At 32.5% G+C, this 15860-nt stretch carries 14 protein-coding genes; all 14 read left to right on the top strand.

Annotation, left to right across the window (positions count from 1 at the left end; genetic code table 11):
• The first annotated feature begins 2 nt into the window (after positions 1 to 2).
• The 14 genes from QLS97_RS13605 (at position 3) to QLS97_RS13540 (ending at position 15817) form a co-directional block, all read left to right on the top strand.
• Positions 3 to 1394 carry a hypothetical protein gene (locus QLS97_RS13605; protein ID WP_282717409.1) on the top strand — a complete coding sequence of 464 codons (1392 nt, stop codon included), beginning with the start codon at positions 3 to 5 and terminating at the stop codon, positions 1392 to 1394.
• Positions 1391 to 2461, top strand: coding sequence for a glycosyltransferase family 4 protein (locus QLS97_RS13600; RefSeq protein WP_282717408.1), 1071 nt, complete (start codon positions 1391 to 1393; stop codon positions 2459 to 2461). The genes QLS97_RS13605 and QLS97_RS13600 overlap by 4 nt, the downstream gene beginning before the upstream one ends.
• A gap of 139 nt (positions 2462 to 2600) precedes the next feature.
• Complete coding sequence (locus QLS97_RS13595; protein WP_282717407.1) at positions 2601 to 4034, top strand: MBOAT family O-acyltransferase; 1434 nt, start codon at positions 2601 to 2603, stop codon at positions 4032 to 4034.
• Positions 4035 to 4097: 63 nt separating this feature from the next.
• Positions 4098 to 4973 carry a hypothetical protein gene (locus QLS97_RS13590; RefSeq protein ID WP_282717406.1) on the top strand — a complete coding sequence of 292 codons (876 nt, stop codon included), beginning with the start codon at positions 4098 to 4100 and terminating at the stop codon, positions 4971 to 4973.
• A gap of 76 nt (positions 4974 to 5049) precedes the next feature.
• Positions 5050 to 6201 carry a glycosyltransferase family 4 protein gene (locus tag QLS97_RS13585; RefSeq protein ID WP_282717404.1) on the top strand — a complete coding sequence of 384 codons (1152 nt, stop codon included), beginning with the start codon at positions 5050 to 5052 and terminating at the stop codon, positions 6199 to 6201.
• A complete protein-coding gene (locus QLS97_RS13580) occupies positions 6198 to 7007 on the top strand; it encodes an FkbM family methyltransferase (RefSeq protein ID WP_282717403.1) in 810 nt (269 codons plus the stop codon). The genes QLS97_RS13585 and QLS97_RS13580 overlap by 4 nt, the downstream gene beginning before the upstream one ends.
• Before the next feature lie 4 nt (positions 7008 to 7011).
• Positions 7012 to 8556 (top strand): glycosyltransferase family 2 protein, encoded by a 1545-nt coding sequence (locus QLS97_RS13575; RefSeq protein WP_282717402.1) that lies wholly within the window; start codon positions 7012 to 7014, stop codon positions 8554 to 8556.
• Positions 8553 to 9545, top strand: a complete 993-nt coding sequence (locus tag QLS97_RS13570; RefSeq protein WP_282717401.1) for a glycosyltransferase family 2 protein — start codon at positions 8553 to 8555, stop codon at positions 9543 to 9545. Before QLS97_RS13575 ends, QLS97_RS13570 begins: the two co-directional genes overlap by 4 nt.
• 70 nt (positions 9546 to 9615) lie before the next feature.
• On the top strand, positions 9616 to 10977 hold the full coding sequence (locus tag QLS97_RS13565; protein WP_282717399.1) for a glycosyltransferase family 39 protein: 1362 nt from the start codon (positions 9616 to 9618) through the stop codon (positions 10975 to 10977).
• Positions 10974 to 11933, top strand: a complete 960-nt coding sequence (locus QLS97_RS13560; protein WP_282717397.1) for a glycosyltransferase family 2 protein — start codon at positions 10974 to 10976, stop codon at positions 11931 to 11933. The genes QLS97_RS13565 and QLS97_RS13560 overlap by 4 nt, the downstream gene beginning before the upstream one ends.
• A gap of 27 nt (positions 11934 to 11960) precedes the next feature.
• Positions 11961 to 12692, top strand: a complete 732-nt coding sequence (locus tag QLS97_RS13555; RefSeq protein ID WP_282717395.1) for a class I SAM-dependent methyltransferase — start codon at positions 11961 to 11963, stop codon at positions 12690 to 12692.
• 101 nt (positions 12693 to 12793) lie between these two features.
• Positions 12794 to 13789 (top strand): hypothetical protein, encoded by a 996-nt coding sequence (locus tag QLS97_RS13550; RefSeq protein WP_282717393.1) that lies wholly within the window; start codon positions 12794 to 12796, stop codon positions 13787 to 13789.
• A 109-nt stretch (positions 13790 to 13898) separates the two neighbouring features.
• Positions 13899 to 14654: an FkbM family methyltransferase gene (locus tag QLS97_RS13545; RefSeq protein ID WP_282717392.1), complete on the top strand. Its 756-nt coding sequence runs from the start codon at positions 13899 to 13901 to the stop codon at positions 14652 to 14654.
• 35 nt (positions 14655 to 14689) lie between these two features.
• Positions 14690 to 15817 (top strand): glycosyltransferase family 4 protein, encoded by a 1128-nt coding sequence (locus QLS97_RS13540; RefSeq protein WP_282717391.1) that lies wholly within the window; start codon positions 14690 to 14692, stop codon positions 15815 to 15817.
• Positions 15818 to 15860 lie beyond the last annotated feature (43 nt).

The following is a 15860-nucleotide window of genomic DNA, read 5'->3' as shown; positions in this document are numbered from 1 at the left end:
TAATGAAAAAAATAGGAATAGTTATTACTGACGGTGTAGGCTATCGCAATTTTGTATTAAGCGATTTTATGACTGAAGCAAAGCTACAATTTGATTCTGTTGTTCTTTTTTCCTGTTTGCCAAAAAACGTTTATGACTCTTTAGATTTGAATTGTACTATTGTAGAACTAGAGGTTTTTAACGAACATTTTTTTACTTGGTTTTTTCGAAAAGCCAAAGAGGTTTCCCATTTGCAATTGCATACTAAAGGAAATTTTGGGATAAACGATAATTTAAAAACCTCAAAAACCAAAGCAAGAAATCCAAGAGGATTTGCGATACGTTTTATCCATGTTTGGTCAAGAATCATTCATTCCGAAAAATGGATACAAAGGTATAATCACTATCAGCAAAAGACATTTAGTTCTCATGAGATAACAAAAAAATATACTGCCCTTCTACAAGAACACGGTGTTTCTAATTTGTTTTTCACTCATCAACGTCCTCCTTTCATAGCCCCTCTTATTTATGCAGCTGCTCAATTGCAAATCAAGACCGGTTCTTTTATTTTTAGTTGGGATAATTTGGCCTCCAAAGGAAGAATGGCTGGTGATTTTGACTATTATTTAGTTTGGAGTGAATTAATGAAAAAAGAGCTGTTGCAATTTTATTCGGCAATACAGGCTGAAAATGTAGTAGTGGTAGGTACTCCGCAATTTGAACCTTATGTTTTAGATCGATATGCTTCTGACAAAGAGCGATTTTATGCTACATTTAATTTAGATATTCGTAAGAAAATAATTTGCTTTAGTTGTGGTGATATTGCTACCAGTAAAAATGATGAATTGTATATTGAAACGATATGCAAGGCTATACTAGAAAAAAAGATTCCAGATGTTAACCTGATAGTTCGTACTTCTCCTGCAGAAGACCCTATTCGTTTTAAAAGCATAGTCGAGAAATATCCCTTCATAAAATGGAATTATCCTAAGTGGATCCAAAGCAGGGAGAATCATCAGGAAGCTTGGTCTCAGCGAATTCCAACAATAGCTGATATTAAGGATTTGAGGAGTTTATTGGAATTTGCAGATATTAATATCAATATGTTGTCTACGATGAGTTTGGATTTCATGCAGTTTGACAAACCCGTTATTAATCCTGTTTTTGGGAATCGTCAGAACGGTTTGTATGATGATCAACGTTTTTTGTATTATGCACATATTGTGAATGTAGTAAAGAGTGGTGCGACGAGAATTGCAAAAAATGAACAAGCACTTATTGATGCTATTAATTTGTACTATTTGTATCCGGAAACGGATCAATTAAACAGAGAAAAATTAATGCAACTTCAGGTAAGTAAACCTCTTGAGGGTACCAGTAAAAGAATTGTAACTGCCTTATTCGAATGGACATGAATCCAATAAAAATAGCCCTTATCTGTAATTATGAACTGCTACCCGAAAGAGTAGGCGGGATGGATTATTTTTTCTGGATGTTTGATGCAAAATGTAAAAAAAATGGGATTCAGGTTGATTGGTTTTTTCCTAATCAATCCCAACATGGAGACTATTCTAAGCTCACTATTTTTAATAGTAACTATCAAAACGTAGAGAATTATTTTCTTGATTTTTGTATTCAAAACCAAACCCCTTATTCTTTTATTATTACGCATTTTATAGAATTGTGTACTCCTTTTTTTAAAAAAATAAAACAAGTCAGTAAAGCTAAAGTGATTGCAATAGATCATAATCCTCGCCCTTTAGGTGGATATCCCATAAAGAAAAGGATAGAAAAGCGAGTCAAAGGAGCTCTTTTTTCACGCTTTATAGATATTTTTGTAGGGGTTTCTGATTCAACAAAAAATGAATTGATATTAGATTTTGGAATTCAAATAAAAAATAAAACAAGCGTTATTTTAAATGGAATAGATGTTTTGAAATTCAAAAGGAAAAACGATTATAGTTCCCATAATAAATTTATAGTAGCTTCACACCTAAGAAAAGAAAAGGGAATCCAAGATTTAATTTTAGCTGTTAAGGATTTAAAATCCTATAACTTTACAATCGATATATATGGTAAAGGATATTATGAAATAGAATTAAGAAAAATGATTCAGAATTTTGAACTTGAAAAAATAATTACTTTAAAAGGAAGTGTTTCTAATCTAAATGAAATATATTCGGATTACGATTATTTAATTCATCCATCACATGGTGAAACATTTTGCTATTCAGTAGTAGAAAGTCTATTGAGTGGCGTCCCAGTTGTAACAACCAAGAACCAAGGAAATGTATTGGGTTTGGTTGTTGAAAATAAAAATGGGTTTTTATTTGAAGAGTCTAATATATTAGCATTAAAAGAGATTTTAGAAAATATTTTAAGTGGTAAATATTTATTAGAAGATTATTCAGAAATAAGTAGAGGCTTGCATGATTTATCCTTAAATAATATGATTGAAAATCATTTTAAGCTTATTGAGTAGTAGAGAATAAAGATAAAACTCATTCCCTAAAATTAAAACTGTTGTTTTTTATATTTCTAACTTTCCATTTGAATTTTACAATTTTCTTTGCATATACTAGTTTTTAACTACTTTTGAGTCGTATAATCTTATTGTATTTATGTTTTTTAATTCGTTCTCCTTTGCTCTTTTTCTGCCTATCGTATTCTTACTGTATTGGTTTGTTTTTAACAAAAATAAAAGTACCCAAAACGCAGTCTTAATTATAGCGAGTTATTATTTCTATTCCTGTTGGGATTGGCGTTTTTTGTTCTTATTGGTTTTCTCTACTTTTTTGGACTATTATACCGGTATTCGAATCGAAAAAGCTAAGACTGAAACTGGTCGTAAAATATGGTTTTGGTTGAGCATCAGTATCAATCTGGGCTTTTTAGGCGTCTTTAAATATTATAATTTTTTTGCCAGTTCTTTCTCTGAAATGTTGAATGGTGTTGGCTTACAAACCAGTCCGCTTTTGCTGGATGTAGTACTTCCTGTAGGGATCTCTTTTTATACTTTTCATGGTTTGTCGTATGTAATTGATATTTATTTAAAAAGAATTAAGGCAGAATATAACTTTGTAGACTATTCTTTGTTTGTCAGTTATTTTCCTTTATTGGTAGCAGGTCCTATTGAAAGAGCGACACATTTATTGCCACAAGTTAAAGTAAAACGCAGCTTTGATTTTGAGAAAGCCAAAGAAGGGATTTACCAATTTATCTGGGGTTTGGTTAAAAAAGTTGTCATTGCGGATACTTGCGCTACCTATGCGAATGCGATTTTTGATAATTATGAATCGATGAATTCTCTGTCATTATTATTGGGTGCGGTTTATTTTGCATTTCAGATTTATGGTGATTTTTCAGGTTATTCGGATATGGCTCTTGGTATGTCTAAATTGTTTGGTATTGATTTGTTGCGCAATTTTAATTATCCGTATTTTTCCCGCGATATAGCCGAGTTCTGGCGTCGTTGGCATATTTCCCTTTCCTCTTGGTTTCGAGACTATTTATACATTCCTTTGGGGGGTAGCAGTGGTGGAATGACCATGAAAGTTCGGAATACTTTTATTATTTTTCTAGTGAGTGGGTTTTGGCATGGAGCCAATTGGACTTTTATAGCTTGGGGATTTATTAATGCGCTTTATTTTTTACCTTTATTGCTTTTAAATAAGAACCGATCCAATATGGAAACGGTATCCTTGTATTGGGATTTTGCTTCCTTTAAAGTTTTTTTTAGTATCATCAGTACGTTTGCATTAACCTGCTTGGCGTGGATTTTCTTTAGGGCAAAATCAATTGAAGTTGCTGTTGATTATATTGGACGTATTGTTACCAATCGAAATTTTGCATCACAATACTTAGAAAACGAACGCTATAATTATGAAATTCTGCTTTTGGTTTTCGCTTTTGTTATAACAGAATGGAACAGTCGCACGCAAATAGAGCCTATTTCGGGCAAGTATAGTATGGTAAAATTAGCGCTATGTCTATTTGCTATTATCGCTTTGGGCACGTATTCAGATTATAAAGAATTTATCTACTTCCAATTTTAGAGAATATGGTTTCGACAGTATGTTAGACCTAAAAAATGATTAGCATAAGAACATAAATAAAGCATGAAAAAATTTTTAATTTTTACAATCAGAATACTTCTATTAACAGTCTTATTGTTGATAATTTTAGATTTTATATATACCAGTATTTATTCCCATTCTTCGAAAAGAAGTAAAGTAGAGCAGGTCTATACTTCTAAAAATAAGGATTATGATGTCATTATTTTGGGTTCCTCTCGTGCTAATAATCATTTTGTAACCCCTTTGTTTGAACAAAAAGGTTTGAAAGCTTTCAATTACGGGATGAGCGGAGGACATTTGTTTGAAGCTTCTTTGTTACTCAAGTTGATGGTGGAGCGGAATTATAAAATAAAGACTGTTCTGCTGGAGGCTGACTTGAATTTATCTAATGAAGAAAGAGCGGAAGGTGTTTCAGCGCGATTTTTACCTTATATCCATCAATCCAAAACCATTCGCGATCATTTTTCGAAAGAGAACGATTTTAGAGCCTTGTATTATATTCCTTTTTACCGCTATATTGTATTTGATACCCGTATTGGGTTTCGAGAGGCGTATAAAACCGCTATAGCAGCAACCACAAATAGTTTGGACCATTTAGGTTATTATCCATTAGGAAATAAAAAAGGCAATATGAAAAATAATATCGCTAATTTAAAGCCTTTACATAACAAGTATTACGAAGAAATTAAGCAAATTTGTAAAACTAACCGGATTAATCTGATTGTGGTTACAACCCCAATGTGCAGTACTGTATTAGGTATGGATTATTTTGAAAAAGTCATTAAAATGTATCCTGAAATTCATAATTATGAAGGTGTAGTGCAGGGTGATACATACTTTTCTTCTTGCGGCCATCTGAATGATGCCGGTGCCAAGAAATTTACCAGTATCATTATCAGTGATTTTTTTACTAAATAAATCAGTTGTATTACTTTAGACGAAAATTTTAGTAGCGCCTTATTTCTGGAAAAATAACAATCATTAAAAATAATTTATGAAAATAGCTTTCCTGACTCCTGAATATCCACATTTAAAGACCGGGAGCTCCGGAGGGATTGGTACCAGTATCAGGAATTTAGCTATCGGTCTTCTGGCGGAAGGTTGTTCCATTCGGGTTTTGGTTTACGGCCAAAAAGAAGAGGCTGTTTTTGAGGATAATGGTATCGTAGTTCAGCAAATACGAAATGTTAAGTTGAAAGGATTGTCGTGGTATCTCACTCGAAAAAAACTTCAGAAAATAATTGATGGTTTGTATGAGAGCAAAGAAATTGATGTCGTAGAAGCACCAGATTGGACCGGAATTACCTCTTTTATAAGTCCTAAAAAATGCCCTATAGCCATTCGATTGAACGGTTCGGATACTTATTTCTGTCATTTGGACCAACGACCCGTAAAATGGAAGAATAAATTTCATGAAAGACGCGCTTTACTGCAAGCGGATGGTTTGCTCTCTGTGAGTCAGTTTACAGCCGATTTGACTAATCAAGTATTTGGTTTCAATAAGAAATTTACCATTATTCCAAATAGTGTTAATTGTACTACTTTTGAAGTTGAACATCAAAAAACGACTCTTTTGCCTATTGTTCTTTATTTTGGGACCTTAATTCGAAAAAAAGGATTGTTAGAATTGCCTTTGATTTTTAACGAAGTGATTAAAAAAAATCCAAATGCAAAATTAGTATTGGTCGGGAGGGATGCCTCAGATGTTATTTCTGGAGCTCCATCAACTTGGCAGATGATGCAAAAATTATTTTCATTAGAAGCCATTCCTAATGTAACCTATTTAGGAAGTGTTCCCTATAGTCAAATAAAAAAGGAAATAGAACAAGCAAGTGTTTGTGTGTTTCCTACATTTGCAGAAGCTTTACCTGTTTCATGGCTTGAAGCGATGGCCCTTCAAAAACCTATTGTAGCCTCTACTATTGGTTGGGCAAGAGAGGTTCTTGATGATGGGATTAATGGTTTTTTGGAACATCCGACCCATCATAAGGCGTATGCGAATAAAATTATTGCCTTGCTTGAAAATCTAAATTTGCAAAGTGAATTTGGGATACAAGCCCGTAAAAAAGTAGAAGAGACATTTAGTATATCAATCGTTGCCAAACAGAGTTTGTTGTTTTATAAAAATGTTATCGCATCAAAATGAAGAAAAAGATAAAAAAAATTATTAGTGCCATTTTTCCTAATGGGGGTATAAAAGAGAAAATCAAATTGGGTTATTACAGCATCAATAAACCGAAAGATACTTTTTATGAATTAGTACCAGGAGCCGGCACTTCGGTTGCTTATAAGACTACTTTTCAGGATTTAGCGATGGTAACCCATGAAGCTTTATATTATATAGCACCAGATTTTAATTATTACCAGCATTTTTATAAAGTTAAAGAAAATGATGTTGTTCTTGATGCCGGAGCCAATTGTGGGCATTTGTCGATTTTATTTTCTAAGTTGATCGGTAAAGGAGGGGTTGTTTATGCTTTTGAACCAGATATTTATAATGTTGAGAGGATTGACCGTAATATAGGTTTAAACAATGATCTTCCGGGGAATATTAAAATCGAAAATTTGTTGCTTTGGGATGAAAATAAGTGGATTGATTTTTATGAAGCAGGTACCGTAGGGTCTTCTGCCATTTGGATTCCAGATAGTGATAAATGTGTTAAAAAAGAAGCCGTACGAATTGATGATTGGGTTGCAAATAATAACATTAAGAAATTAGATTTCATAAAAATGGATATTGAAGGGGCCGAAATAGAAGCTCTGGCCGGTTGTGAAGAAACGATACGAAATCTAAAGCCTAATTTTGCCATAGCATCTTATCATATCGTTGATGGAGCAGCTACTTATATTAAAGTGGAGGCCTTTTTCGAAAAAATGAATTATCCTTATCAAACGGTCCGATTCAGAAAAAATGAAATCATAACGTTTGCAGGGCCTTCCTTGAAAAATTAGTGCTATGATAATTATTTATCATAATGAAACTAAAGTTGTCGCGCTAAGGAATGCTGATTCTTTTGAAATTGAGAAGAATGGCCATTTACCGATAGCCGCGTTTATGGCTTTATTGGCAAATGACTTTCCAGATGAGATTTTAGTTTGGTGTCATTTGAGTCTAAAAGAGCAATTGAATATTTCTGAAATTGAAAAATTATTCCACCATAAAAAACTTTTGTTTTCCTATAATCCTTTTTGCAGTTCTTATTTAGATACCAATATTGGTTACATAGATGAATCTCCTTTTGCGAGGGTAAATAGTACTGTAACTTTTCCAACATGGCAAATGAGCAGTTGGGTTGGAGGCATTCATTCGGCTGTTTTTTTAGCTTTAAAAAATGAAATTCCCTGCGAGAAAAATTTTGACTATTTTTTGTGCTCTTTAGCAAAACTATCTATGCCAAAAGGGTTGTTGTGTTATTCAGAACCTAACCTTTTAAAACAACATCCCGCGACTGTCAACCCCGCTAAAAAGAATACGTTTATTCTTTTTCGTTTTGTAAAACAGCACTATAAAACACGATGGGTGTTTTTATTGCTGTTAAACTTTCTGTTGTACGAAAGAAAATTCCCTGTATTTCCAATGATTATTTCTCTTTTATATAAGAATAGAAATACCAATACAATAAACTTAGATGGGATTATTGTTCAGTCCTCAAGCGCGGTTATTGCTTCAGGAACTATTGATGTCATTATTCCAACCATTGGAAGAAGCAACTATTTATATGATGTATTAAAAGATTTTGCTGAACAAGTCAAATTGCCTCGTAAAATCATTATCGTAGAACAAAACCCATCAGAAGCGAGCGAGACTGAATTGGATTATGTTACCAAAGAAAAATGGCCTTTCGATATTCAGCATATTTTTACTCATCAATCCGGTGCTTGCAATGCAAGAAATTTAGCTTTGAATCAAACCCAAAGTGAATGGGTATTTTTAGCGGATGATGATAATCGTTTTACCCCTAATTTATTGGTTGACATTTTTAAACTAATACAACAATTTGGAAGCCCAGTTGTGACGGTTTCTTATCCTCAAAAGAATGAAATAAAGAGGTATACTAAAGTAATTCAATGGCCTACTTTTGGTGCTGGTAATAGTATCGTGAGAAGAGACCTTTTGGAAAAAGTCAAATTTAATATGGCATTAGAATTTGGTTACGGAGAGGATGGTGATTTTGGGATGCAATTGCGAAATACCGGCACTGATGTTTTGTATCTACCGGAGCCTGAAATATTACATTTAAAAGCTCCTGTTGGCGGTTTTAGAACAAATCCTGTTTTACAATGGCAAAATGATGTTATTCAACCCAAACCTTCCCCTACAATCATGTTGTATAAAATTTTGCATACTACAGTTGAACAGCGATTGGGTTATAAAACTATTTTATTCTTCAAGTATTATCAACATCAGAAAATTAAAAATCCATTCCGCTATTATGACCAGTTTCAAAAACAATGGAAGCAAAGCATTTTTTGGGCTAATAAATTAAAAAAAGAAGCATGAAGTGTTCTCTAATTATTTGTACTTATATGCGCCCTCAATCTCTATTACAGCTTTTGCAGTCGGTAGAAGGTCAGACGGTGTATCCGGATGAAATCCTAATTATTGATGGATCAACTAACCGGGAAACCGAACAGTTGTTGCAGGAAAATCAGTTTAAAAATAGTTGCTATTTTTTAGTTCCAGAAAACTTTCGCGGTTTAACTAAACAAAGAAATTACGGATTGGACAGAGTAGCTTCTACAAGTGATGTGATTGCTTTTCTCGATGATGATACGGAATTATTGCCTGACTATTTTCAGGAATTGATTGAGACATTTGCTTCTGACGAAGCTATTGCCGGAGTAGGTGGTGTAGCTGTAAATGAGAATAATTGGAGTTTAATAAAACCTAGCATAACGTATCATAGACATAAGTATGTTCAATTTGAAGGGTATGTGTACAAAGAAGGGCAACGCAATGTAGTTCGTAATTATTTGGGTTTACAATCTAATCTCGGTGCTGGAAAAATGCCGGACTATTCCCATGGCAAAAATTGTGGTTTTCCTTTAAATGGCAAAAGCTACGAAGTCGATTTACTGATAGGCATGTCCTTTGCTTTTCGAAAAAAAGTATTTGACTCTTTACGATTCTCAACCTATTTTGAAGGATATGGTTTGTATGAAGATGCTGATTTTTGCATTAGAGCTCTGCAGTTTGGTAAAAATGTGGTTAATACAAAAGTGCAGTTAAATCACTTTCATCACCCATCTGGCAGACCCAATCCCTATAAATATGGAAAAATGGTTGTTCGAAACGGATGGTATGTTTGGCGCACTAAAAATCCTAATCCGTCTTTAGAAGCAAAAATAAAATGGCATTCCATAACGATACTTTTGACATTGATTCGATTTAGCAATACATTTACAACTAGTAAACGAAAGGAAGCGTTGACCGAGGCTATTGGCAGAACAGTAGGTTGGTGGAGTCTGTTTCTCCATAAGCCTCAATAAATATTTTTACAAACTAATTGAATCAACTTTTCTTGATTTTTTTGAAACTTGATATTAAAAAATAATAGGTATGCATAAAATGGATTTTTCAACTAAAAGGATTAATGCGATTATTGTGTTGCTTTCATCGTTCATGATGGTTCTAGTTTTGAATCTTCCTTTTAAAGCGAAGCCTTTTGGGGATATTACTTTTCATGAAGAATCTAAAAATTTAGCTCTATTTATTAAAGGAGCGGTTGCATATGATAAGGTTGTAATTACGAGAGCTCCGGGACCCATACTCTTTTATACACCCGTTTATACATTAGCACCTGTTGATGCGACAGATGATCAGCTTTGGGTATATGCGGTTGTATTTACTTCAATCATTATTACTATTAGTTTACTACTGATATTTAGAATAGGAAGTTCTCTTTTTTCTAAAGAAGTAGGTTTTTTAAGTGTGCTGCTTTTTTTTCTTTTTCCTATACACTGTTATTATTCTTTAGGGATATTAGCTGAAGCGCCTGCTTTTTTCTCGTTGACGTTAGCTATTTATGGCTGGTCAATTGCCTTTCATCAACCGAACAAGAAATTAGGCTGGATTTTTTTAATACTCGGTATGTGGTTTTTGATTTTGAACAGACCTAATACATTATTGCTTTTAGGGCTTGGTTTTTTAGTTGTTTTGTATGCTTTTTTTAAGAATAAATCATTCTTTTTAAGCTATGGAAAAAAAATGATGGTTTCTTTTTTTTGTGTTGGATTATTAGGTTTTGGTGTTTTGCAACTTGCAAAAATAATAACAGGAAATAAATCAGGAGGAAGCCAAGAAGGCTTGCTTTATTATGTTGCACACCAAGGAAGATTTCAATTTAGGGAAGAGCCAACTGATTTTCGTTTTTGGGAAAGTGATATTCGACCAGATAGCAAAGATTATCAGAACTGGAATAAAAGTGGTGCTGCACTTTCAGTTATTATAGATCAAACGCATCAATCGTATGCTGATGTTTATAAAAAATTCCTAATTGATGATGCATTGGAGCATCCGGGTTTCTTTATCAGACAGTTTTTTGTGAAATGTTTTTACGGTCACGTTTATTTTATTAATAGTGTTCAACCTGATAAATTTGATTTAGGGCCATTAAAAGGACCTATTGGTTATTGGATTTTTATTTTGCTTATCAATTCTATTAATTTAATTATTGTTGCGGGTGCTTTATTATTTTTATTCCTTGAGAAAAATTTAATTCAATACTGGCTTTTTTGGGGTATAATTGTTTCTTTACTTATCTTTCATGGATTAACCTATATGGAACCAAGATATATTTTTCCTTCCAGAGTTGCTTTGTATCTTATGAGTGCTGCCGGATTGTATAGGATATCTTGGATTCAAAAAATAATTCAAAAAATAACTATTTATATTTTTCCAATTTCTAACATCAAATCATGAAGAATGTTATTATTAAACCTATCATAGGAATAGTTTCTCCCTGTTATAATGAAGAACAGGTCTTAGAGGAGACTGAAAAACAACTCCGCACTTTGATCCTTGATTTAGTTGAGAGAGAGCTGATTTCAGAAAAAAGTTTTATTGCTTTTATCGATGATGGAAGCAGAGACGGAACTTGGGAGATTATTCAAAAAAAAGCAAATCAAAGCGTTGTAGTAAAAGGATTGAAATTGGCTGGAAATGTTGGTCATCAGAATGCGTTGTTAGCGGGTTTGCTTACTTATAATACAGGTGCGGACGCATTAATTTCAATTGACGCTGATTTACAAGATGATGTTCAAATTATTGAAGCAATGATTCAAAAATATAAGTCGGGAATTGATGTGGTTTATGGTGTTAGAAAAGAACGCATGACAGATACTTTTTTTAAAAAGAATTCTGCTTTGCTGTTTTATTTTTTGATGAAGAAAATGAAATCTAATATGATTCCCAATCACGCGGATTATAGATTATGCAGCAACCGAGTTATTAATGCTCTTTCTGATTTTAATGAGGTTAATCTATTTCTTAGAGGTATCATTCCGTTAATAGGGTTTAATAAAGAAATCATTTATTATGATCGATTAGAACGCTTAGCCGGAAATTCTAAATTTCCGTTTCGCAAAATGCTCTCCTTTGCCTGGAATGGTATCACTTCTTTCAGTAATTTTCCTTTGAAATTAGTTTCGGCATTAGGGTTTATTATTTTTATCATTTGTTTGCTTATGAGTGGCTACGCTTTTACTGCTCTTTTTACCGGAGATACTGTTCCGGGTTGGTTATCAACTGTTTTACCGATGTACTTTTTAGGAGGGATTCAATTGTTTTCCATTGGTATTATAGGAGAATATATTGGTAAAATATATGCTGAGGTCAAACAAAGACCGCGTTACATTATAGATGAAAGAATAGATTAGAAGCCTAAACAAATTATATTATTTGAAATGGAAATAGATTTCGAAAAAAAGTATCATGAAGTTGAAATAGAAAATTGGTGGTTTAAATCCAGAAGAAGATACTTGCTAGACTTATTGCGAAACGTACCGAAAGACAGTAAGATATTAGACATTGGGTGTTCTTCCGGTATTTTTTTAAAAGATCTGGAACTTTTGGGATTTAAAACAGAACATCTTTTTGGAATTGACATCAGTGAAAATGCCATAGCGAATTGTAAAGCTAATGGGATTCAAAACGCATTTGTAATGGATGCCCAAAATATTCTACTGGAAGATGAGTTTGATATTATTGTTGCTTCAGATTGTCTTGAACATTTGGAAGATGACAGGAAGGCAATTCGAAATTGGTACAGCTTGTTAAAAACAGGAGGAGAAATGTATGTTTTTGTTCCCGCTTTTCAATCTTTGTGGAGTCATCATGATGTAGTTAATATGCATTTCAGAAGGTATACCAATCAAGAATTAAAAGCCAAACTGATCCATGAAAACCTGACTATTTCTAAATCAAGTTATTGGAATTTTTCTTTATTTGTACCTGTTTATATTTTTAGAAAATTAAGTGTTTTTTTGTCTGAAAATAAAAAGGAAAAGGGGCAGATTGTAGGTAATACAACCGTAAATTATATATTATTGAAGTTGTTGTTATTAGAGAACAGCCTGCTGAAGCATATTAGTTTTCCTTTTGGAATCAGTACATTTTGTATTGCAAAAAAAATATGATTTAAAAATTAAGTATGAGATGTATCTTATCTAAAATTTGATTTTAATAAGTATTAGTACTATCTTAAATATTTCTTTTATGAAGTTTAATTTAATTATTTATGACATTAATAATACGGTATTGGAATCCACATTGTAATATGCTTATTTTTTCATATTTATATTATTGTGAAATAAATAAGATTGAGTTCAAAATTAATTTTGATCCTGCTATTTCACCAAATGGTGCCCTTATATATGACGATAATCAAACTATTTTCTTTGATTATTCAGATAATTATCTTTTTATTGATTTACCAACTAAATATACTTATTACTTTAAAAGATCTTTGAAACAAGAAGATAAAAAAGATAATATTTATCCTTTAAATTTTCAAGTAAATTATTCCTATAAAGCGTTTGTTTTTTTAACTAAATTAAGTTTTAAGGAATTGATTAAAATGGATAATCGAATTGAGATAATAAGGGCTTTAGATTATTTTAATTCAGTAACTAATTCATCACATAATGCAATGGATATTAGGGGATTCCCTAAAGGTATTCAGGATAATGGAGGTAGAGTGCTTTTTCATGCTAGATTGTGGAACCCAGATAATCATCAAGATTCAGATGAAAAGGAGCGAAGAATTTTGCAGAATGAGTTTCGTATAGAAGCCTGCAGGGTTATAAAAAGGAATTTTAAAAATGCTTCAGTTGGACTGTTTCCAGATACGTTGTCCGCTAAAATGGCTTCGGATCTTTTGCTTGATTTAAAAATGACCTCAAAAAAAGAATATTTTAAGTCCTTGAGATACTGTGATATTGGAATTGCTGATGATGGTTTAAAGGATACTCCAGGATGGAAAATTGGAGAGTATTTGTTATTTGGTAAAGCTGTCATTACGACTCCTTTAAATATTTCTTTAGATAATTTTAAAGAAGGGAAAAATTACCAAGTACTATCTACTCGATCTGCCTATTTTGAACTTCCTGAAAAAATTCATTATTTATTGAAAGAGAAGAAGTATTTAGAGTTTGGTAATGCAAATAGAGAGTGGAGTAATCACTACATTCATCCCCAAAACTATATAGAAAGAATACTGTCCGTTGTAAAATAGAATTTTATTAAAGTATGACCCTTTTAAAAGGATTGTAAAGAAAGGGGATAAAACTTTAAGTATGTTGATTGAAATTTATATAATTTCTGCAAAATTTAGATTATAATTTATGATTAATAAAGTAATAAATCAATTCAAATTAGGATATAGGTATTTTTTTATAAACCTACTAATGGCATTGGGGATTAATAAAATTCATTTACTAAAATTAGGTTTTCCAATATATCTAAGGCCTAGATCAAGTGATTTGTTAACTTTTCATCAGATATTTACTTTCAAAGAGTATGATGTTAATTTTGGGTTTATTCCAAGATTTATTATAGATGCAGGGGCCAATATAGGACTGGCTTCGGTTTTCTTTACAAATAAATTTCCTGAAGTAAAAATTGTTGCAATAGAACCTGAAAATTCTAACTTTCAAATGTTACAAAAAAATACTAAAGATTATAAAAATATTTTATTGAATAAAAGGGCCTTGTCAAATCAATCTAACCTTATTTTTGATGTAGTAGATAAAGGATTTGGGAATTGGGGATTTGTTACTGAAATACATGATTTAAATGTTATCCATAAAATTGTTGATACTGTTAGAAGTATTACAATTGATGAAATTTTGATTGAACATAATTTAGAATACCTTGATTTGTTAAAAATTGATATCGAAGGTGGTGAAAAAGAACTCTTTGAAAGTAATTATGAAAACTGGTTGCCAAGAACAAAATGTATCATTATTGAATTGCACGATGGTATTACTAAAGGAAGTTCAAAGAGTTTTTTTAATGCTATAAGTAAATATGATTTTTCGTACTTTAATAGGGGTGAAAATCTATTATTAATTAACAATAGTATTTCTAGGGATTTGTAGTCTGGACATATAAAAGTGTAATCTAAAAAAGTAAGATGAAATTTGCTATCATCACCCATGTTCCTCATATAGTAACAGAAGACCGTTACTACGCTTATGCTCCTTATGTTCGTGAAATGAATGTCTGGTCCAAGTATGTATCTGAATTAATTATTGTAGCTCCTCAAGTTTCGGAATTAATTTCGTCGATAGATGATTCGTATGAACATGATCGCATTCAATTTATACCGATTGATTCTTTTGATGTATTGGATTTAAAAAATATATTTCTTTCTGTTTTAAAAATACCAAGTATATCTTGGCGTATTTTTTTAGCGATGCGAAACGCTGATCACATTCATTTACGATGCCCAGGTAATGTGGGGTTATTGGGATGTTTTATTCAGATTTTGTTTCCTAATACTCCTAAAACAGCCAAATATGCCGGAAATTGGGATTCAAAATCCAAACAACCTTGGACCTACCAATTGCAGCGATGGATTTTGAGTACTGCTTTTTTAACCCGAAAGATGCAGGTTTTGGTCTATGGAGAATGGGAAGATAGTTCTGAAAATATAAAACCTTTTTTTACAGCTACGTATACTGAATCAGATAAAGTTCCCTTGTTGCGTTTGGATAGTTTTAATACCATTCATTTTGTGTTTGCCGGAGCTTTGGTTTTGGGTAAAAATCCCTTGTATGCCATTCAGCTAGTAGAGCGTTTGTGTCAACGAGGAGTTGCCGTTAGTTTGCATTTGTACGGCGAAGGGAGTGAGAAATTAGTCTTGGAGACTTATATTAAAAACAATCAATTGGAATCGTATGTTCATTTGAAAGGAAATCAGCCTCTCGAAACGGTTAAAACAGCGTATCAAAATAGTCATTTTGTAGTTCTGCCTTCTGCAAGTGAAGGTTGGCCCAAAGTGGTGGCTGAAGGGATGTTTTGGGGATGTATTCCAGTAGCTACTGCTGTTTCTTGTGTTCCATTTATGTTGGATTATGGACAACGCGGGGTTTTGTTGACATTGAATTTGGAGGAGGATGTTGCCCAAATATTGACTGTTATCAGGAGTGAAGCTGGTTTTGAGAGTATGCGAACAAAAGCTTCTGATTGGTCCAGACTGTATACTTTGGATGTTTTTGAGGAAGGAATAGAGAAGTTGTTGTTTTTAGATGTAAGATGAGAGGTGCAGGAAGCAAAATGTAAGATTACTGGTTTAAAGAATA

The organism is Flavobacterium yafengii (genome assembly GCF_030010375.1).
Classification (GTDB): domain Bacteria; phylum Bacteroidota; class Bacteroidia; order Flavobacteriales; family Flavobacteriaceae; genus Flavobacterium; species Flavobacterium yafengii.
This window is presented reverse-complemented; position numbering and strand designations above follow the sequence as displayed.